Here is a 21,105-nt window from a genome sequence, read left to right on the forward strand (position 1 = left end):
TTGTTGGACAAAAACATTTGTATGATAAAAAAGGATAAGAAAAAGGATAAAATTTAGATAAAAATGTTTTGATAAGAAGTAGCTTCAAATTTACAAGAAGGATTAAGGGTAGCAATTTTAGCTAATTTTCCTTGCTCCAAAATAGCTACACGATGGCACAAACTTTTAATTACTGCAACATTATGAGAAACCAAAACAATGGTAGTTTTTAGTTTTTGATTGGTTGTTTGCAATAACTTCAAAATCTCTTGACTTGTCATTTCATCCAGGGCAAAAGTAGGCTCGTCACAAAAAATAATTTTAGGCTCGTAAACTAAGGCACGTGCAATGGCTACACGTTGTTTTTGTCCGCCCGAAAGCGTTTTAGGATAGGCATTTGCAAATTGGCGAAGTCCTACAAAATCTAGCATTTTATTTACTTTAGTAGTAATTTGTTCTTCTGGAGTGCTTCTTATTTCTAAAGGAAGAGCCACATTTGCAAAAAGATTTAAATTACTCAAAAGATTAAAATTTTGAAAAATCATAGCACTTTCTAGATGACTAAAAGCTTTTTGCATGGAAGAATTAGCATTTTTATCAGGCAACATAAATCCATTCATAATTTTTAATAAAGTAGTTTTGCCAGAACCCGAAGTTCCTACTAACCCAAAGATTTCGCCTTTCAAAACTGCAAGTGAAATGTTTTGTAAAACTGGAAGTTTTTCTTTTTTAAGGAAAAAAGTTTTCGAAAGATTATTAATTTTAATCATAAATAATTCCTTGTTTGTTGTTTTTTTTAATTTAAATGATTGAAAAGTTGGAAAGTGGGTGAAAAAAATAAAAAGTTTAAAACACAAATGATAAAGTAAAGATAAAAAAGTTTAAAGCATTAATTGGAGTTGTTAAGAGATTGTAAAAGCTTTTCAAAATTAGTAGGTAAGGGTGCTTCTAAAATAAGATTTTGATTGGTGATAGGGTGGTTGAATTTTAACATTTTGGCATGCAAAAATTGACCTAAAGGAGTAATATGGTGTGATGAACCATAAAGTAGATCTCCTATAATAGGACGTTTGAGGAAGGAAAAATGTGCTCTTAGTTGATGAGTTCTTCCTGTTTCCAAATTAAATTCCATCAAAGAAAAGTGAGAAAAACGTTGCAAAGTTTTAAAATGAGTAACAGCAGTTTTACCGTCTGGAATAACTTGCATTTTTAATCGATTATGAGGATTTCTTCCAATAGGCAGTTTGATAGTGCCTTTATCTTCTAAAAAACCTTCAATTAAAGCCCAATAGATTTTGGTAATTTTTCTTTGTTGGAACGCAATTTGTAGTTTGTCGCTTACATCATTATTTTTGGCAATAATTAATAAACCAGTAGTGTTTTTGTCAAGTCTATGCACGATACCAGGTCTTTGGGTATCTGCATGACTTAAAGTTGCAAATTGGTACAACAAGCCATTAACTAAGGTTGTTTCTTGAAAAATTAAAGAAGGGTGTGTTACCAAATTGGCAGGTTTATTAATAACTGCTAAATAGGGGTCTTCGTAAATGATGTCTAAATTAAGATTTTGAGGAGTTTGTAAATTAACAGATTCTTGAGTTTGAGGGATAATAACTGTAATGAGGTCTTGGGCTTTGAGCAAATAACTTTTTTTCGCAGGTTTGGAGTTGACCAAAACTTGTTGTGCCAAAATTAATTTTTGACATTGACTTTTATTTAAATTAATGTGAGTCAATAAAAAATGATCTAAACGTTGAAATGCCTCACTGGCAGAAATAAGAAACTCTTTTTTTTCATTCATGTAAAAGGCCTTGTTTTCTAAAAGTTAAAAAAATGTATTAAAAGAATTGGGTTTCAAAAATAAAGAAAAAATAATAAAAAGGTTAAAAAATCAAGAAAAAGCATTGGTGATAAATTTAAATTATCATAACGAACACCAACTCTAAGCAAGCTTAAAATTGGTGTTAATTGTAAAGATATTTTTGGTTTTTGCAAAAAACTATTTTTAGAAATGAAAAAATAGATTGGTTTTGGGTTTATTCGGAATCTGTTGACACAACTTCTGGAGAAGTTGTTTCCTTATTGTTTGGATTTGATTCGTTTGATTCTTGGTTGTCTAAATTGGTTGTTGTTTTCACAATTCATCATTTAAAGGAGTTGTATCAGTGCTAGTTGTTTCGTTGTTGGAAGGCATTTGAGAAGTTGGTTGGGTTGGTTTGTTAGCTTCTTCTTTTTCTTTTTCCCACCAAGCAATTTTTCCTGTAGCTACAATTTCATCAATATCTCTTTTATTAAGAGTTTCAATTTCAAGTAAATATTTAGCGATTGTGTCAAGCAAATCTTGGTTTTCTTGAATAATTTGTTTAGCTTGTTGATAACAATTAGCGATAATTTTTTGAATTTGTTGGTCAATTTCTAAACCTTTAGGATCAGAAAAATCATTTTGGAAAGTATTTCCTGAATATTGCACTGGTCCTAAATCACTCATGCCGTATTTAGTTACCATCAGTTTAGCTATTTGCGTAGCGTGTTTAAAATCGTTGTAAGCGCCGTTAGAAACGTCGTCAAACATTAATTCTTCGGCAACACGTCCGCCCAGAAAGGAAGTAATTTGGGCTAATAGGGTTTTTTTAGAAGAAAAGAAAGTTTCTTCTTGAGGAAGCATTAAGTTGTATCCGCCTGCGTTTCCGCGTGGAATAATGGTGATTTTTTGCACTATTTGGGCAAAAGGAATTTTAATTCCAATAACAGCATGCCCTGCTTCGTGATAAGCTACCATACGTTTTTCTTTGTCGTTGTATTTTTTAGATTTTTTAGCAGGTCCAATTAAAATACGGTCTAAAGCTTCGCTGATATCTTTTTTATTGATAAAAGTAGCATTTCTTCTAGCAGCTAATAAAGCAGCTTCGTTTAAGGTGCCTTCTAATTGAGCACCACTAAAACCTGGGGTTTGTTTAGCTAATTCTTCTAAACTAATTTCTTCTGAAAGTTTTTTATTACTTGCATGTAATTTTAAGATAGCTTCACGGTCTTTAACATTTGGTAAAGTAATATTAAAGTGACGATCAAAACGTCCAGGACGCAAAATAGCTGAGTCAAGAACTTCGGGTTGGTTAGTAGCTGCAATAACAATAACACCCATTTTTTGGTTAAAGCCGTCCATCTCTACTAAAAGTTGGTTTAAGGTTTGTTCAGAACCGTTACTCCCACCAATATTGGAGCCTCTTTTTCTAGCAACTGCCTCAATTTCATCGATAAAAACGATACAAGGAGCTGCCAGTTGAGCTTCTTTAAAAAGATCTCTGACACGTGAAGCACCAACACCTACATAAACTTCATCAAAATCAGAACCTGAAGCAGCAAAAAAAGGAACGCCTGCCTCACCTGCAACTGCTTTGGCAAGTAAAGTTTTTCCTGTACCTGGAGGTCCATACAACAAAACTCCTTTAGGAATTCTTGCTCCCATAGCAGCGTATTTGCGCGGGTTTTTTAAAAAGTCAATCAATTCTGACATTTCTTCTTTTTCTTCATCAGCTCCTGCTACATCTGAAAAAGTAAATCTTTTTTGATTGATAATAACTTTGCGACTTTTAGAACCTTTTTTACCAGGGGCTGATGCCAAAATTTCTTGTCCCATTTGTTTGATAGTATCGGCAAAAAAGAGAAAAAAACAGTAAAAAATTAACATTGTTAAACATTGTCTAAATACCCAAACAACAGGTTTATAACCATTCCAAGGTCTAGGATCTACAGAATCAATTTTATATTTGTATTTGCCGTTTGATTTTTTTTCAAATACTTTTTCACAAGGCATATTAAAAAAATCAATTACTTTGCCGTCTGTAGTAGTAACTACAACATTACAAAAATATGGATTAAAACGGTGAGGTTCATAAATAATTGTTTCAATTTTGTTATCTTTTGCAAGTTCATCAAATGTATTGTTATCTTTTTTTGCATTCTTAGTAAAATAACAATAAATAAAAGTGGCACCTATTAAAATTACAGCAAAATAAAGGACGCCCATATGGAATTTTTTAAAAATTTTATCAAAAAATGACATAAATTAACCTTTCTTGCAAGAAATTATCTTTGAGTTAAACATTGAAATCAAATATTTTAATGTTTGGAGTTTAATTTGGGATGGATGTAATTTCTGCATTTATTTTTTTGGATTCTCATTTTTAATTTGTTTGAGAAAAACAATTTGAAGAAGTAAAAAAGTTTTTAAAAGCTAAATAAATCTTGGATTGGTTTCCTAAAGTTAGGTTGATATATAAGTGAGGAATAAATAAAATATTATCTAGATTGTCTACTACTAACCATAAATTATTTCTTTTAGTAAGGGGCACTTTTTTTTCAATTAAAAATTTTTTCAATTTTTTAGTACCAAAACTAAATTTTAATGTGTCTTTTGGTTGGCGCAAACGCACTTTTAAAGGAAAACTAACTTTTTGAGGATTATAATTGAGGGATTGTAACGAAGGAGAAATGCAAGCAAGACAAAGATTACATGTAGAAACACACAACAAAGGTTTTGACAAAGCAAAGGAAAGTGGTGGTGCAGGCCTAATTAATGTAATGTGCTTGTAATCTTTAATTAAATGCCACTCAAAATTCAGATGCCAAGATAAATTAGGCTTATAAGGATTGTTAATGCCTTTGATGATATTTTGGATAAAAATAAAACTTTTAGTAATATTTTGTTGTTCTAATAATAATAAAATGATATCTTTTTGAATAACTAAATCAAGGTTTAAAAAAGGTGCAAGTGCAAAAGAGTTTGGTGGGTTACAACTATGATTTGTGTGTTTTGTAAGAAATAAAAGAGTTTGTTTGCGAATAAAATTATAGGCTTGCAAAAGAGTTTGTTGGTATTTTGGGATATTTTGCAAAAAACTAGTTTGGGTTTTTAAGTAAGGAATAACTTGGTGCCTGATTTGGTTTCTTTGATAAGTGAGGTTTTGATTGGTGTAATCTTCCAAAAAAGGGATTTGGTAAAAAGCAGCATAACTTATGATTTTGGCTTTGGGAACGTATAAAAAAGGTTTCAAAAAAATGAAATCTTGCCAAGAAGTTTGGATCTGCATGCCACTATAACCTAGCAAAGTGCTGCTTCTAGTTATTTTTTGTAAAATAGTTTCTGCCAAATCATCTAAATGATGGGCTGTTAAAATAAAAGGAGTTTGGTGCTTTGTAGCTATTTGCATTAATTTTTGTTGTCTTAATAAACGTGCTTGGGCTTGAAAGTTTTTTTGGAGGCAGTTAAGTTCAAAATAATGGAAACAAAGGGAGTTTTGCAGGCAATAACTTTGGACTAATTCTTTATCTTTCCAAGCATTAGGGCGTGCTAAATGGTTGAAATGCACAACTTGCAGTTTTATTTTTTGTGCCACCAAACAATGAAGTAAAGCCATTGAATCAACGCCGCCACTTACAGCTATAATATAGGTTTGATTGGCATCTAGACTACAAGCAAGTTTGATAGTTTTCATGAAACATCCTTAATTACAATTGCATTTGAATTTGAGTTTTAGGGTGTTGAGTTGTTCTTGGTCAACTGCGCTGGGAGCTTCTAACATCAAATCTTTGGCACTTTGGGTTTTAGGAAAAGCAATAACATCTTTGATATTGTTGGTTTTGGTAAACAACATCACAAGACGATCAAGACCTAGGGCAAGTCCTCCATGAGGTGGGGTGCCGTATTTAAGGGCTTCGACTAAAAAACCAAAACGAGTTTGCACTTCTTCTTGTGAAAATCCTAAAAGACTAAAAATTAATTCTTGCGTTTGGGGATTGTTAATTCTTAACGAACCACCACCCACTTCGTAGCCGTTCCAAACTAAATCATAGGTTTTGGCAAGAGCTTTTTGAGGATTGCTTTTCAAAATAGCAATATCACAAGGAGCAGTAAAAGGATGATGCAAAGAATAAAGACGGTTGGAAGTATTTGAGTTTTCCAAAGTAAGATCTGGTTGGGGCAAGTCTTCTTGAGTAGTTTCAAACAAAGGAAAATCAACAATCCATAATAACGCTTCTTGAGTTGTATCAACCAAAGATAAATCAAGGGCTAGTTTGGTGCGAAAAATACCTAAAGCTTTGTGCATAATGTCTTTTGTGCCAGAAACGACAAAACAAATTTCTTCATTTTTTAAAAAAGAATCATCTTTAATAAATTGAGATATTCCACCTATAATTTTATCATTTTTTTTAACAAAAGAAAACAATTTCAAGTTAAAATGTTTACTAAAAAACAATTGATACTCATCTAGTTTTCGGCGTGTCAAAACTGCTGTTTTAGAAACTTTAAAGCCTTTAATGTTGCATGAAAACATATTTTGGGGGCAAGTGGTAGTATCAAAAAAAGTAGTAAAATCGGTGATTTTAAGCGGATTTCTTAAATCTGGTTTATCAGAACCATAAAGTTCAAAGGCTTGTTGATAAGTTAATCTTAAAAAAGGTTGAGAAAGTGGTTTTTTCCAAATATTGGCAAATAAATCTACTATAATTTCTTCTGTTAAGGACATAATTTCATCTTGATTTAAAAAAGATGTTTCAATATCGATTTGACTAAATTCAGGTTGTCTATCAGATCTGAGGTCCTCATCGCGGAAACAACGTGCTACTTGAAAATACCTTTCAAATCCTGCAATCATGTATAATTGTTTAAAAAGTTGGGGAGATTGAGGAAGGGCATAAAAATTACCTGGATAAATTCTGGAAGGCACTAAATAATCTCTTGCTCCTTCAGGAGTTGATTTAGATAAAATGGGAGTTTCTAGTTCTAAAAAATCATTTTTCAAAAGAGTTTGACGAATACTTTGGGTAATGTGGTGTCTTTGAATCAAAAAATGTTTAACTTCAGGATTTCTTAAATCCAAATAACGATATTTAAGTCTGGTTTCTTCTAAACTTTCTTGACTGTGAAACACATTTAAAGGTAAGGTTTGAGCCTCACTTAAAATTTCAATATGAGATACTAAAATTTCAATATCACCAGTTGGCAAATCAGGATTTTTATTGATTCTTTCAATTACTTGACCTTTAATTTGCACGACTGTTTCTAATTTAATTAAAGCTATTTTGTCGTATTGTGGATTATTTTCTTTAACTAATAATTGAACGATACCAGAAACATCACGTAAGTCAAAAAAAAGAGTTTTTCCTAAGTTGCGTTTACGAAAAATAAAACCTTTTAGAAAAACTGTTTTTCCTTGATGGGCAAGTTGTAATTGATTGTTATAATGGCTATATTTAGTTTTCATGAATTAATTTAACTCCTTGTTGTTTTGAAAATAAGAAACAACATCTTTTTGCAATATGGTGGTTTGCTGTTGGGTTTCAGTATTTTTGATTGTAATTTGATTGTTGTCAAATTCTTTTGGTCCCAGAATTAAAAGATAAAGGGGTTGTTGTTTTAAGGCTTGTTTGAGACTTTTGGAAAAAGATAAAAACTGATAATTAAGATCGGCCGAAAAACCTTGATGGCGGAGAGTTGTTGCAAGTGCAAGTCCTTGATAAAAAAATTGCGGCACACTAACTAATATAAAGGCATCCAAAGAAGGTAAGATATTTTTATTGCAAAAGGAATGAGTGGCTAAAATCGACATTAAACGTTCCATGCCTAAGGCAAAACCAATACCAGGCGAAGGGTTCCCTCCAAATAAAGTAACTAAATTATCATAACAACCACCCCCACCTAAAACTGCTTGATGTCCTTGTTCGTTATTATAAACAATTTCAAAAACGCTATGAGTATAATAATCAAGTCCACGGACTAAATCATGACATAATTTAAAATTAACATTCATTTGTTTAAGCCCTTCTAAAACTTGTAAAAAACGAACTTTGTCGTCCTCAACAAGATGTTCAAAAATGCGTGGCGCTTGCTTTAAAAAAGGTTCGTTGTGACAATTTTTACAATCCCAAATACGCAAAATATTTTTTTCAAATCTTTCTTGACATAAAGGACATAATTGTTGATAGTGTGTTTGTAAATAGTTTTTAAAAACTTGTAAATAATTATTGTATGTAGTTTTACATCCCAAAGAATTAATCTTCACAGTAATATCACAAATCCCTAATGATTTGAGGGTTTCATAGGCAAGAGCAATTACTTCTACATCTAAAAAAGGGCTTGATTGTCCTAAAATTTCTACTCCTACTTGATGAAATTGACGATAGCGTCCTTTTTGAGGTCTTTCATAGCGAAAACAAGGTCCATAATAAAAAAACTTGTGTAATTGTGAGGTTTTATCTAATTTATTTTCCACATAACTACGAATAACACCAGCAGTTCCTTCGGGACGCAAAGTAATAAAACGTCCTTTTTTATCTGCAAAAGTATAAGTTTCTTTGGAAACCATTTCTGAATATTGAGCTGCTCTATCAAAAACACCACGATATTCAATTATAGGGGTTCTTATTTCTTGCAAATGATACTTGGCAAACAAAGTGCGAATGTGATTTTCTACTTTTTGCCAACAAACCATTTTATCTGACATCAAATCATAAGTACCTTTAATTTTAGAAAACATCTTTGGGCTCCTTTGCTTTTGGGGTTGGTTTGGGTTTTAATTTTGTGATGATTATTTTTTTGTTATTTTTTTGTTGTTTTGGGATAAAAGTTTTGATAAAGCTTTTTGGGTTTTTGTTGTTGGAGATTTTATATTTTTTAATTTTTAGTGCTAATAAAGCTTTAAAAAATACATGAAAATGATTTAAAAAATACACACAAACACACAATAAACAAAATAATTTTAATAAGGCATCATTAATATATGGAGTAAAATAAAATAAATGGGGAATAAATAATTGTCTGCATTATAAATAATAAATTATTTAATTATTGATTCTTTGAATTTGATAAATTTGCGAAATTTTATATAAATTAGTAATTAGATTATTTAATTCTTTAGTATTAGCTATTAAAATCCTAATCTTAATAATAGTTTCTAATTTTTGTTTATTAATAACATTAAATTCTAAAATACTTACATTAAAACTGTTAATTTTATTAATAATTTGTTGCACTAAAGTATCTTTGGTAGAAGCAATAATACTAATCCAAGCAGGATATTTAGCAATAGTGGGGTCTTGTTGCCATGAAGCAGTAATTAATCTTTTTTCATCACATTGAGCTAAATTATTACATTCCTTGCGATGCACAATAATACCTCTTCCTTTAGTGACAAATCCTAGGATTTCGTCGTTATAAACAGGGGTGCAACAACTTGCCAATTTTAATTTAGGATTTCTAAGGCCTTCAATAATAACGCCTGTCTCACTTTGATATTTGAGTTTTTTATGCGATTTTGCCATTTGTTTTTGCAAAATATTTTGACTTAAAGTTTCTTTGGCTAAAACAAGCAATTTATTAATTACTGACTTAGGATTTAATTGTTTTTTAGCAATTTCATAATAAAAATCATTAAGAGTTTGAATATTGTAACGCTCAAAATGTTTTTGGACAAAATTATTATCAATCAAGGAAAGTTCAATTTTATTGGCAGTTAATTCTTTTTCAATAATATCTTTTCCTTTTTGAATCTCTGCTAAATATTCGGTTTTATTTTCTTTGATATCTTTTTTTAAAAAACCTTTAATTTTTCTTTTGGCATGTGTTGTTTTTACCATGCGCAACCAGTCTTTATTAACTGATAAAATATTTTTATTGGTTTTAATCGAAATAATATCACCATTTTTGAGTTGATAATCAATTGGTACAATTTGCCCGTTAATGATGGCTGCTGTCATTTTGCTTCCTACTGCGGAATGAATACGAAAGGCAAAATCAATGGGGGTAGAACCTTTGGGAAGCTCAAATACTTCTTGAGTAGGAGTAAAAACATAGACATTATCACTTAAAATATCATTTTTAATAGAATCTACAAATTCTTTGGGTGTTTCTTCGGGATGATTTTTGGCATCCATAGTAATTTTAACTAATTCTTGATACCATCTTAATTTTTTGGCAAGTTCTAGTTGTTTAGCTTCTTGGGCATAAGTTTTATTTTCTTTATAAGCCCAGTGAGCAGCAATTCCTTTTTCAGCAATTTCATCCATTTCTTGAGTTCTTATTTGCATTTCAAACAAAGAGCCATCCTTAGTTAAAACAGTTGTATGCAAAGATTGATAAAGATTAGGTTTAGGAACTGCAATATAGTCTTTAAATCTTAGGGGAAGTGGCGAAAAATGACCGTGAATAATCCCTAAACATTGATAACACAAATCCACAGTAGGTACAATAATTCGAATAGCTAAAAGGTCAAAAATTTCTTCAAAACTAACTTTTCTTTTAACAATTTTTTTATAAATACTATAAATATTTTTGACACGCCCTTTAATAGTGTAATTTTTGAGTTGGTGGCTGTCTAAAAGAGATTTAATATTGGTGATAATTTTGGTGATTGATTCTTCACGTTGTTGTTTTTTTAACCGAATTAAATTAGAAACACGATAGTATTCTTGAGGAAAAGCATATCTTAGAGACAAATCTTCTAATTGTGATTTAATTTCAAAAAGCCCTAAACGATGTGTTAAAGGAGCGTGAATTTCTAAGGTTTCTTTGGCAATACGTAATTGTTTTTCTGAAGGCATCGCATTTAAAGTTTGCATATTGTGCAAGCGGTCAGCAATCTTTACAATAACAACTCTAATATCTTTTGCCATTGCTAAAAACATTTTTTGTTGATTATCGGCATGTCCTTGATTTTTGTGAAAAGCAATTTTGGTAAGTTTAGTTGCCCGATAAACTAAATAAGCCACGTCTTCGCCAAACAAAGAAGTTAAATCTTGCATAGTAGCATTAGTGTCTTCCAAAACATCGTGGAGTAATCCTGCCATTAAAGTATTGGGTTCGCTGTTTAATTGTGCCAAAATTTTAGTCACTGCACAAGGATGAATAATATAGGGTTCTCCTGTAAAACGTGTTTGCCCGTGATGTTTTTCTTTGGCAAAAAGATAGGCTTGAGTAATTTTTTGCAAAATGGTGGCATCTTGAATATTTTTGGAAATCACAGCCATTAAATCTTGATATAATGTATCTTTTTCTAAAGTTAAATCGGAATCTAAAATCATCTTATCACCTTCTTTTTTAAGGATTTGCAAAAAAACGCAAAGAAAATAAAAGAAATCAAAAAATAAATTAAGTGTATAGTCTTTTTGTGCCTTGAAAATAAACTTCTTTAATAACGCCTGCCCCACAACAAATATTGTTATCATAAAAAGCACATATTTGCCCTGGAGTTACTGCTTTAATTGTTTGAGGATAATGAATTTCTAAGTTGTTTTGGTCTAGCCAAGTTAAAATAACGTCTTGATTGGGTTGGCGGTAGCGCATTTTGGCTTGTAGGTGCAAATTGGTTTTTTTGCCGCGCCAAACAATATCACCAATTAAGGCTTTGTCGCTGTATAAATAAGGATGTTTGCTACCTTGTTCTACGTATAAAGTGTTAGTTGGAAGGTGTTTGCCAACGACAAACCAAGGTTTTTGGCTGGGAACATCACCCAAACCTAAATTTTTACGTTGCCCTATGGTATAATACATTACTCCTTTATGATGTGCTAAAAAAGTCCCATCCAAAGTTTTAATATCACCTTTTTGAGCGGGTAAATAGTTGCTTAAAAATTGAAAAAAATTTCTTTCACCAATAAAACAAATCCCTGTGGAATCTTTTTTAGTGGCATTAATTAAATTATTTTCTAAAGCAATTTGGCGTACTTCTTGTTTTGTGAGATTGCCCAAAGGAAACAAAATATTTTGTAATTGTTTAGTTGTTAGTTGTGATAAAAAATAAGTTTGATCTTTGTTTTGGTCAACAGCACAAGCAAGTCGTGGAACTAATTTTTGGTCTGAAGAAGTTTCATATATAATGTTAGCATAATGTCCCATAGCAATATATTGAGGAGCAAGTTTTGTTGTTGCATAATCAATAAAAGCTCTAAATTTAATTTCATTATTACACAAAATATCAGGATTTGGAGTAAGATTATTTTCAAAGGCTTTGATAAAAGACATAAAGACTTTTTGCCAATATTCTTCAATAAAATCAACACGATGCAACTTAATTCCTAGTTGTTCAGACACTTTTAAGGCATCTTTATAATCTAGTTCTTGCGGGCATATGTCATTTAAAGTGGGATTACCTTGGATATCAAAATTAAGATTGCTATCCCAATTACGCATAAAAAATGCTTCTACCAAATAACCTTGTTTTTTTAAAAGAAAAGCAGCAACGGCACTATCAACTCCGCCTGATAAACCAACAACAACTTTTGTCATTTTTTGCTCCTTTTCTTTTTTTTTAATTTGTTATGTGTGTGTGTTTTGATTTGTTATTTTGATGATATTTATTGATGTTTTGAGATTTTATATTTTTAGAACTTTGATTTATTGCTTTTTATTCTTGTCTTTGTAGATAAATAGGAAGCAAAAATTCATTTCTGGGCGAAAGACTATTTTCTAAAACTTTAGGACCTGGTGCCATATTTTGTCTTTTAAATTGATTTTGATAAAAAGTTTTCAGATATGAAACAACTAATTGATTGCTTTTTTCTGGACTCAAATCAAAGGCAATTTGCAACAACCAAGCAATTTTGGTTTTGGTAAAACCTTTTTTAATGTGGCAACAAAGAATAAAATCTTCCATAATTAATTTTTGATTGATGTTTTCTTGCACTAATTTTTGATATAATTTTTTTAAGGCAGGTGTAATTTGTAAATAGTTTTTTTCTAAATGATAAAGTAATAATTCTTTGACTAAAACATTAGGAACGCCAGCATTGACATTATAAATGTGGTCGTAATGACTACGAGGATTGTTTTTTCCTAAAGCCATATCCGAAAAATTATTATTTTCTAACAACAAAAACTTTTGTGTTTGGGAAGCTAATTCCTTTAAAAAAACTTGATCTAGGTCTTTGGGACAAGAAGCAAGTTCGTTTGACAAAGTATAAATGTTGTTAATATCGTTGAATAAAGTAGCTGTTTCGTTTGCTTCATTTATTTCATTTGTTGCGCTTGTGTCATTTGTGGCATCAGTTAGATTAGTTGTGTTAGTGGTGGCATCATTTTTGTCAAGTCCCAAAAAGGCTAACAAATCTTTTTTCTTTAAAAAACTACTTTCACAAATGTGGCAAACTCCTTTGGTTTGTAAAAAATCTTTGAGGAGTTGATAATGAGTTTGGTTGGGAAAAAGAAGTGGATTTAGGATTACAATGAAATCTTCTAACGGTTTTTGCAACAAGGAAAAGCTTTGAAAAGCAACTACCAAAGTTAACAAATCATTAATATTTTCAGTAATTTCTACAATTATTTTGGCGTTTAAATTGTTAAGTTTAGTTTTGAGTGCTAATACTTGGATTTCATTTGCCAATTTTAAATGCGAAGCAACATTTGATTGAGGAATAAAAGGCGTTTGATTAATTGGTTTTTCAAAGTGATAATGGGGCGTTTCTTGGAGTTCAAAATAAGCTTTTAAAAAGGGATGTTGTTTTCCTATTCTTTGGTCACCATAAGTAGTATCAATTCTTCTTTGAAATTTAATTAAATCAACACAAACATCAACTACTAAACTTACATCTTGATTGAATAAATCTTTTTCGGCGACCATTTCGCCTAACAAAGCAGCCATTTTGTGATTAGAAAATAAATTATCAACAGTAGATTCAGTAATTCCGCTACTAGTGTAAAAATAGCCTCCAATTTGTTTGCGCGAATGATCAAGAACGGCATTTTTTCTTAAATCAAGTTTGCCTATGTGATCGGTTGAGGCAGAAGGATTAAAAATTAAATGAGCACCATTTAAGGAAAGTAGATCACCAGGAGAAAAGACAGTCCATAAATCTTGACAAATTTCTACTCCAAAAATAAGATCAAATTGGGAATTAATAAATAAAACATCTCCAAAAGGAACTGTTTGACCCAAAATTTGGATGTATTGGGATTCGCAGGTTTTGCCTGATTGAAACCATCTTTTTTCGCTAAATTCTTTATAATTGGGAATAGTTTTTTTAGGGGTTATTCCTAATATTTTATCTTTTTGAATGATAACTGCTACATTAAATAAAACTTCATGCAAAGCAAGAGGCATACCTAAAATATAGACTCCTTCAAAAGAATTATTTTTTAAAAGCCAATCTAGAGCTTGAAAATTTTGTTCTAAAAAAGTAGTTTCAAAAAAAAGATCTCCTGCTGTATAACTACTTAAACAAAGTTCGGGGAACAAAACAAAACTGGCTTTACTTTTGTTTAGAACATTTTGCATACTATAAGCATTTTTTAAGGGATTACCTACTGTTAAAGGAGGGCTTGCTAATTCAATTTTAATAGAACCGTTTTTGTACATTTTCTTTCATTTGCTTCCTTAGTTATTCATTATTTAATAATTAAAGATTAATATTTATGATAATTAATATTTTTTATTAAGATAATGAATAATAATAACTATAATTTTTATTGTTTATATTTAAATAATTTAATAATTTTTTATGATGTTAAATAAATTGATAAATATTTAATTTATGGTTTGGGATGATAAAAAAAAATAAAACCATTATATATATTATATAATTTTTTAATAATTTTCCCAAATAAAACCTTATAATTGATTCTTTTTTATTATTAATAATAATTTTTGATTATAATTGTATTTATAAAGATTATTTTATTGCTAAAAACTATTATTAATAATAAAGATAAATAAAAAAAACTAGGTTAAAAAAACCTAGCTTTTTAAATAATGATTAAATAAGATTATTTATTGTTTTTGTTTTTTTTAACAAATAAAAACACACCACCAGCAACGGCAGCAACAACTAAAACAGCTACTAATGTTAAGAACCACACTGTTTTGTACCAAGGTGTTTTAGCTACATTAAATTCAAAGACAACTTGTCCTGAAACAGTATCTTTACCATCTACAGCTTTAACAGTAACTTTATTAGCATCGTCGTCTTTACCAACTGTGAAAGTTACGTCGTCTTTGTTTACGGTTGCAGGAACTTTAGCTCCAGCTTCTTTTAAAGCTTTTAAACCAGCTTCTGCATCTACTTTGCCATTTTTAACTGTAAGTGTAAGTTTTTTGTCTTTGCCTAAAGTTAATTTATCTAATTCACATACGCCTACTAAATTTAATACTTTTGCGCCTGATAAAGTTTTTCCAGCATCACCATCTGCAGGTGAAACTGTTACTGTTTTACTATCAGTAGAAACCAATACTTTTACAGAATCTTTTGTTACTTTTGCATTCAATGAAGTGTTTTGAACTTTCCATTGTTTAACAACTTTTTCTGCATCAGCAGCATCAGTAGCAGTAAGTTCAAGAGCGTCTTTACATTCTAAAGTGCTTAAATCTAGTTTATCATCAGCAAAAACTTGAACGCCAACAAACATTAAAGCAACGGCAGCAAATAAAACTAAAACTTTAGCAACTAAAGATTTTTGAGTTTTTTGATTTTGCATTGTTTGTTCTCCTTTCTTGCGTTATATAATTATATGGTTTGAGTTGTTTTCTAACAAAGAGTTAAGAGACAATCAAAACCTACTATTATTTTAACATGAAAAAAGGAAAAATGGGAGATAATAATTAAAAAAATAAAGCTTTATTAGTTATAAAAAAATTATTCTTGTGTTCCTAAATCAAAGTTATTATCTTTATTTTCTTTCAAACTTACCACAGCAGCCTCAGTTGTAATCATCAAAGCAGAGATAGAAGCAGCATTAAGAACAGCTTGACGAGTTACTTTAGTAGGGTCAATTATACCTTCTTTTAAGAGACAAACATACTTACCTTCTTTAGCATTAAAACCAAAATTTAAGGGTTGTAAAAGTTGTTGTTTTACCACATCTTTACCTGAAAATCCTGCATTATAAGCAATTTGATAAGTAGGTACTAAAAGACTTTGTACTACTACATCAATTCCTTGTTGTACTTCTTTATTATCAGATACCAAAGTATCTTTTAATTCTTGATAAACCTCAACTAAAGCTTTTCCACCACCAACTACAATTCCTTCAGTAATAGCAGCTTTAGTAGCATTAAGAGCATCTTCAATACGTAATTTTTTATCTTTTAATTCAGTATCAGTTGCAGCCCCAACTTTAATTAAGGCAACTCCTCCTGATAATTTAGCTAATCTTTCTTGCAAATTTTTAGTTTCATAATCAGAAGTAGCATTTTTAATTTGAGTTTTTAATACTTGAATACGTTTTTCTAATTCAGGACTTTTAGAATTACTTATCAAAGTAGTATTATCTTTTTTAATAATAGCTTTATTGATATTTCCTAAATCATCCATTTTTAAATCTGCTAATTTCATATTAAGTTCTTTAGAAACAAAATTAGCTTTTGTAAGTACTGCAATATCTTGTAACATTTCTTTTTGATTATCACCAAAACCAGGAGCATTAGTTACAACTACATTAAAAGTTCCTCTTAATTTATTAGCTACCAAAACCCCTAAAACTTCATTTTCCACAGCTTCAGCTACAATTAATAAAGGTCTAGATGCTTTTACTACTTCTTCCAAAATAGGTACAATTTCTTGCACAGTACTAATTTTATGATCAGTTACTAAAACTAACGCATTTTCTAACTGTACTGTCATACTTTCTCTATCAGAGACAAAATAAGGAGAAGCATATCCTTTATCGTACTGCAATCCTTCAACAACTTCTAATTCTGTTTCAAAACCTTTGGATTCATCAACATTAATAACTCCATCTTTTCCTACTTTTTGCATCGCTTGGGCAATGATTTTACCAATTTCTTGACTACCTGATGAAACAGCAGCCACATTTTGAATATCTTCTTGGGCGTCTACTTTTTTAGATTTAACTAAAAGTTTTTTGGCAACTGTTAATGCTGCTAACTCAATTCCTTCTTTTACTAAAACAGGATTAGCTCCTGCATCAATTGCATCAAACCCACGATGAATCATACTTTGTGCCAAAACAGTTGCTGTAGTTGTTCCATCTCCTGCTTTATCGTTAGTTTTGGAAGCTACTTCATATACTAACTTTGCTCCCATATTTTGATAAGGATTTTTTAATTCAATTTCTTTAGCAATAGAAACACCATCATTTACAATAGCAGGTGAATCATAGGCTTTTTCTAAAATAACATTACGTCCTTTAGGTCCTAAAGTCACTTTAACAGTATTTGCAATTTCATCTACTCCTTGTAATAAAGCTTTTCTTGCTTCTTTGCCATAAAGTATTTTTTTACTCATTTTATTACTCCTTAAATATTTTGATTATTGATTATTATATCTTATTATATCTTTATTTATTGATTTATTGATATTTAATTAATATTTATAATTTTATGATTTATAATTTTAAAAAAGTTTAAAATATTGTCTTTTTATTTATTAATACTTAGTTTATAATTATTTATCTTATCTATATTATCTTATTTAATTTGTGCCAAAATATCTTTTACAGCAACAATTAAATAATCTTTTTCTCCTAAAGTAACTTTGCTACCAGAATAGCTTTTATAAACTACTTCATCATCTTTTTTTAAACCTTCAACTTTGGAACCTACTCCAACAACAACCCCAACAGAGGATTTTTCTTTTTCTGATAAAGCCAAAATAATTCCGCTAGCTGTTTTAGTTTCTTCCATTTTCAATTTTAAAACAACATTGTCATGTAAAGGGATAATTGTTTTTTGTTTCATGATTAAACTCCTTTTAATTTAATAATTTATTATAGCAAATAAAATATTTTTGTAATGATTTAATTTTGGCACTAAATAATTTAAGTGCCAAAGCAATTTTATTATATCATAAGATTTAATAATTGGCAAGTATTAAAAAAAATAATTTGGTTTGGAGGATTCAAAAATTTATTTTATATTTTTGGTAAATATTATTAAATTTGTCTTATTGGGAATTGCAAAAAAAGTTTTTCATTTATGTTATTGTTTATTCATTTATGTTATTGTTTATTCATAAAAATAAGTTTGATAAATAATCTTTAATCTTGGATTAAGATAAATAACACAACCAAATAATAATAAATTACAAGTAATAACTGTTTCTAAATTAAGAACAAAAATAGTGATAAAGGAAGTTATTTCATTAGCAAAAAAGATATTATAATATGGATTATCTTTTAGAATATATTTAATACTTGGCAAATAACATAAATAACCATTTATAGCATAAAGACAAGCATGAATTAACATAATTATAATTAAAATACTTAATAAACGTATAATATTTTTTTTATTAATATTAAAATGACTTAAATCTTTACAATATAATAATCCTGTAAAAGAACAAGATAAAAGAGGTATTAAAGTTTTTAAAAGATAATTAAGTATAAAAAAAGCTACTTTATTAATATTTATTTTTTCAATCAAAAAAATATCATAATCAGCTAAAATCCAAAAATGTCCCAAAGTAGTTACAAATTCACAAAACAGATAAATAAGAAGCATTAAATAAGCTTTCTTAAATCCAAAGAAAAACCCTAAATAAAATAAAGGTACTAAAGCCAGATTAAAATAAGCTTTATAAGTTAAAGGAGACCTAAAATAATCATATAGCCCCATTTGTTTAGAAAGATGAAATAATATAAGAGCTAAAGCAAGTATATGAGCTGCTAGAATATATTTATGCAAAGTCTTTTTAGTCTTTTGAGTGATGTAAAAATACAAAATATTGCTCCTTTTAGTTTTCTAATATACTTGATAAATTATTTTTAAGGAATTATTATATCACTTTTATCACCTCAATTATAACATATATCAAAATAGAATAACATAATGTTAATATAAATAATTTATTCAATTTATCCAACAAAGATAAATAATTTCAATTAGGATAAATAAATAATGGATATAAAATATCCATTATTTATTTATAATTATTATTTAATTTTTGTGTTAATTCATCTAATCCGCCATACACTTCTTTAAAGACTTCATCTAAATCGTTTTGTTGTAATGTTTGTTTGGTTTCTAAAAACTTTCTTTTAGAAGCTTCTACAAAATAAGCAATTAATTTATCACATTGAGCTTCTTCCATTAATTGATTAATTTTAGGATTTAAGGTTTGGTTGAAATAATGCATTGCTTGTGTTAAATAAAGAACTTGTGTATTTCTTTTATTATAAACCTTAGCTAATTCTTGTAATTCATTACAACGTTCTTCTGGTGTATTAAGGATTTTCATACCATAAACTTGATAAAAAGCTGCTCTTAAATCAACTACTCTAACTTCTTTTTCTAAGTCCTTTTGTAATTGTTTAACTTTTGCTTTAAAAGGTTTTTTTCTTGGTCTAATTGTGCCAGTTTTTGTACTAATTTTGTTATGTCTTCTTCTAATTTTAATGGGTCTTCTTTTTGTAATAGTTCTTCTTTTTGTTTATCTTTTATTTGTTTTTTTAGTTTTTCAGCCTCTGGATTTGGTTGTGGAGGTTGTTGTTCACTGTTTGGAGGAGTTGGCGTTACATCTTGTGGCGGAGTTGAAGAAGCATTTGATTCAGATGTTTGTAGAGTTGATGAGGTAGGAGTTTGTAAGGGTTTTGGTTGGGATTGTTTCTCGTTTAATTTGTTTAATTCTTCTTGCAAAAACTCTATTTCAAAATTCAATTTAGCTATTTTTTCTTCTAATATAATTTGTTGGGCTTTCTTTTCGGCTGTTTCTTTTTCTATTTTTGTCTCTTGTTGTTTGATTTGTGCCATTTTGCTTTCATTTTCAACTATTTGTTCTAATTTAATTTTTCTATTATGCAATTGTGTTTTTAATTCTTGAATGTCTTTTTGGAGTTGGTCTTTTTCTTCTTGTGATAAAGATAAAGTATTTGCTTCTAATTGTAATTTTTTATTTTTATCATCGATTTATTTTTGTTTTGCAAGACTTTCAGCACTTAAACGATTATTCATATTAATAACAGATGATTCAATCATATTTTCTAAACGTCTATTAGAACGCGATTCTGCATCAAACTTATCAAGAAAAGGATTAACAGTTTTTAAAAGATATTCTAATGCTTCTTCGTGAAAAGGATTTTTTCTTAAAACATTAATCATTAAATCTAAGTATTTAGCTCTGGCTGTTGCATCACCAACTTTAATTTCAATATGATAAGTAAAACGTGATTTAATAGCTTCATCTATTTTATCAAAATAGTTAGTTGCTCCAATAATTAAAATAGGTTTTTTAGGATCATTTTTTGTTGAGGTTAATTCAGTTTTAAATTGGTTTACAACGTTAGGTAGATCTGAAGATGAATTTGCAGTTTTATTTAGATCTTTAAAAGCTTCTTCACATTCATCAATAAAGATAATAGAAGCTTTTACTCCTTCTTTTTTATTATGTAATCTTACATCTTCAAATAACTTTTTAACAAACCTAGGACCATCTCCTACAAGAGTTTGAGAAACAAATTCAGCAGCATTAATTTCATAAAAACCAACTTGTCTACCAGCTTCTTTAGCAAGTGCTCTAGTAAAGAATGTTTTACCTGTTCCGGGAACCCCATAAAATAAGACTCCTTGAGGTGGTTTAACTTTACCAACACCTACATAAGATAAAGGATCACTTAAATAATTAAGAAAACCTTGTAATTGGTCTATAACACTTTCCATCCCAATAGTTTTTTTAAACTAGGTAATCCTTTAAATTCATCTAAAGGCATAGGAAAATATCTAGTACCTTCAGGAAATTTATCTATGTGTTATAATTGTTTTTTAGATGGATCATTTTTATTAGCTAATGCATTTATACGGTCATTTAGAGTATGTAGATTATTTCCATGAATTATATCTTGCATCATTTGTTTTAATTCTTGAATAGTCATAAGATTTTCATCAGTTTGATTATTATTATTTTCATCAGTTTGATTATTATTTGTTTGGTTTTCTTTTAATTCTTTAACTTCTGTTGATAAACTTTCAACATCTGTTTTTGTTGTAGTAATTATTTCATTTGTTTTTTGAAAGTTTTTATCCATTGTATCATTTGTCATATAAGAAAAAACAATAGAACCACCTAATGCTGTAATACATATCAAAATAATAATTACAAAGAAAAACGTATTACTTTTAGATTCATTATTAGAAACTAGATTTAATGTTTCATCATATTCAAATTCATTTTCTTTTACTACTT

The 21,105-nt window shown here is 29.3% G+C and carries 17 protein-coding genes; all 17 read right to left on the reverse strand.

All coding sequences use genetic code 11. The annotated features are described in order from the left end of the window. Window positions 1–53: 53 nt before the first annotated feature. Complete coding sequence (locus EXT02_RS02455; protein WP_130427890.1) at window positions 54–749, reverse strand: ATP-binding cassette domain-containing protein; 696 nt, start codon at window positions 747–749, stop codon at window positions 54–56. A 119-nt stretch (window positions 750–868) separates the two neighbouring features. Further along, a complete protein-coding gene (locus tag EXT02_RS02460; protein ID WP_130427892.1) occupies window positions 869–1,780 on the reverse strand; it encodes an RluA family pseudouridine synthase in 912 nt (303 codons plus the stop codon). A 333-nt stretch (window positions 1,781–2,113) separates the two neighbouring features. Beyond that, window positions 2,114–4,042 (reverse strand): ATP-dependent zinc metalloprotease FtsH, encoded by a 1,929-nt coding sequence (gene ftsH / locus EXT02_RS02465; RefSeq protein WP_240682801.1) that lies wholly within the window; start codon window positions 4,040–4,042, stop codon window positions 2,114–2,116. Between the two features lie 121 nt (window positions 4,043–4,163). Next, window positions 4,164–5,474, reverse strand: a complete 1,311-nt coding sequence (tilS, locus tag EXT02_RS02470) for a tRNA lysidine(34) synthetase TilS (RefSeq protein WP_130427894.1) — start codon at window positions 5,472–5,474, stop codon at window positions 4,164–4,166. A 9-nt stretch (window positions 5,475–5,483) separates the two neighbouring features. Further along, window positions 5,484–7,244, reverse strand: coding sequence for an aspartate--tRNA ligase (aspS, locus tag EXT02_RS02475; RefSeq protein ID WP_130427896.1), 1,761 nt, complete (start codon window positions 7,242–7,244; stop codon window positions 5,484–5,486). Window positions 7,245–7,247: 3 nt separating this feature from the next. Continuing rightward, a complete protein-coding gene (hisS, locus tag EXT02_RS02480) occupies window positions 7,248–8,516 on the reverse strand; it encodes a histidine--tRNA ligase (RefSeq protein ID WP_130427898.1) in 1,269 nt (422 codons plus the stop codon). 304 nt (window positions 8,517–8,820) lie between these two features. Then, entirely contained in the window at window positions 8,821–11,058 is a 2,238-nt protein-coding gene (locus EXT02_RS02485) for a RelA/SpoT family protein (protein ID WP_130427900.1), read from the reverse strand. A gap of 67 nt (window positions 11,059–11,125) precedes the next feature. Continuing rightward, on the reverse strand, window positions 11,126–12,289 hold the full coding sequence (gene mnmA / locus EXT02_RS02490) for a tRNA 2-thiouridine(34) synthase MnmA (RefSeq protein WP_276318984.1): 1,164 nt from the start codon (window positions 12,287–12,289) through the stop codon (window positions 11,126–11,128). Window positions 12,290–12,380: 91 nt separating this feature from the next. Continuing rightward, window positions 12,381–14,327: an NAD+ synthetase gene (locus tag EXT02_RS02495; protein ID WP_130427902.1), complete on the reverse strand. Its 1,947-nt coding sequence runs from the start codon at window positions 14,325–14,327 to the stop codon at window positions 12,381–12,383. Window positions 14,328–14,734: 407 nt separating this feature from the next. Further along, complete coding sequence (locus tag EXT02_RS02500) at window positions 14,735–15,442, reverse strand: hypothetical protein (protein ID WP_130427904.1); 708 nt, start codon at window positions 15,440–15,442, stop codon at window positions 14,735–14,737. A gap of 158 nt (window positions 15,443–15,600) precedes the next feature. Next, window positions 15,601–17,211 (reverse strand): chaperonin GroEL, encoded by a 1,611-nt coding sequence (gene groL / locus EXT02_RS02505; RefSeq protein ID WP_130427906.1) that lies wholly within the window; start codon window positions 17,209–17,211, stop codon window positions 15,601–15,603. 182 nt (window positions 17,212–17,393) lie between these two features. Next, entirely contained in the window at window positions 17,394–17,663 is a 270-nt protein-coding gene (locus EXT02_RS02510) for a GroES family chaperonin (RefSeq protein ID WP_011160495.1), read from the reverse strand. A 267-nt stretch (window positions 17,664–17,930) separates the two neighbouring features. Beyond that, window positions 17,931–18,647 (reverse strand): hypothetical protein, encoded by a 717-nt coding sequence (locus EXT02_RS02515; RefSeq protein ID WP_069028373.1) that lies wholly within the window; start codon window positions 18,645–18,647, stop codon window positions 17,931–17,933. Window positions 18,648–18,846: 199 nt separating this feature from the next. Next, complete coding sequence (locus EXT02_RS02520) at window positions 18,847–19,164, reverse strand: hypothetical protein (protein ID WP_069028374.1); 318 nt, start codon at window positions 19,162–19,164, stop codon at window positions 18,847–18,849. Between the two features lie 53 nt (window positions 19,165–19,217). Further along, window positions 19,218–19,727 (reverse strand): hypothetical protein, encoded by a 510-nt coding sequence (locus EXT02_RS02525; protein WP_130427908.1) that lies wholly within the window; start codon window positions 19,725–19,727, stop codon window positions 19,218–19,220. Between the two features lie 105 nt (window positions 19,728–19,832). Next, entirely contained in the window at window positions 19,833–20,582 is a 750-nt protein-coding gene (locus tag EXT02_RS02530) for an AAA family ATPase (protein ID WP_130427910.1), read from the reverse strand. A gap of 89 nt (window positions 20,583–20,671) precedes the next feature. Further along, on the reverse strand, window positions 20,672–21,007 hold the full coding sequence (locus EXT02_RS02535; protein WP_130427912.1) for a hypothetical protein: 336 nt from the start codon (window positions 21,005–21,007) through the stop codon (window positions 20,672–20,674). Window positions 21,008–21,105: the final 98 nt, after the last annotated feature.

The sequence above is a fragment of the 'Catharanthus roseus' aster yellows phytoplasma genome (assembly GCF_004214875.1).
GTDB lineage: Bacteria > Bacillota_I > Bacilli_A > Acholeplasmatales > Acholeplasmataceae > Phytoplasma > Phytoplasma asteris.